1 protein-coding gene is annotated in these 1,012 nt (G+C 27.5%); it reads right to left on the reverse strand.

Going from position 1 to position 1,012, the window contains the following annotated elements:
• Window positions 1-1,012: BspA family leucine-rich repeat surface protein (locus AVBRAN12654_RS09330; RefSeq protein WP_336614380.1), on the reverse strand; the 1,012-nt coding region annotated here is incomplete at both ends.

Below are 1,012 nucleotides of genomic sequence, written 5' to 3' on the forward strand. Positions count from 1 at the left end.
TCTCTAAACATATAGCTCATATTAACTATATTTGAAGTATTAAAGTTTAAGGCTTGATTAAAATTTCCGCAATCCCAAAACATACTATGCATATCTGTTACATTGTTTGTATCAAAATCTAAAGGCTGATTGAAATTTTCGCAACCACTAAACATCCCATCCATATCAGTTACACTGCTTGTATCAAAGCTTAAGGGCTGATTGAAATTTTCGCAACCACTAAACATCCATCCCATATTAGTTACATTACTTGTATCAAAATTTAAAGGCTGATTGAAATTAGAACAATGTCTAAACATATCACTCATATTAGTTACATTTCTCGTATCAAAATTTAAAGGCTGATTGAAATTAAAACAATCATAAAACATACCTTGCATACCTGTTACATTGCTTGTATCAAAGTTTAAAGACTGATTGAAATTGTAGCAATAATAAAACATATGGCTCATATTAGTTACATTTTTTGTATCAAAGTTTAAAGGCTGATTGAAGTTTTTACAAGCTCTAAACATCCAACCCATATTAATTACATTTGAAGTATCAAACTGTAAAGGTTTGTTAAAATTTATGCACTCAGAAAACATATCACTCATATTTACTACATTTTTTGTATCAAAACTTAAAGGTTTGTTAAATTTTTTGCAATTACTAAACATATAACTCATATTTACTACATTTTTTGTATCAAAATCTAAAAGCTGATTGAAATTTTTACAACCAGCAAACATACTACTCATATTAGTTACATTTCTTGTATCAAAACTTAAAGGTTTGTTAAATTTTTTGCAATTCAAAAACATACCATGCATATTAGTTACATTTCTTGTATCAAAGCTTAAAGGCTGATTGAAATTAAAACAACTATCAAACATATAACTCATATCAGTTACATTGCTTGTATCAAAATCTAAAGGCTGATTGAATTTTTTACAACCACAAAACATAGAACTCGTATCAGTTACATTGCTTGTATCCCAAGTATTTATACCACTAAAGTCTTTTCTATTAA

Origin of the sequence: Campylobacter sp. RM12654 (assembly GCF_020137585.1) — a bacterium.
Classification (GTDB): domain Bacteria; phylum Campylobacterota; class Campylobacteria; order Campylobacterales; family Campylobacteraceae; genus Campylobacter_E.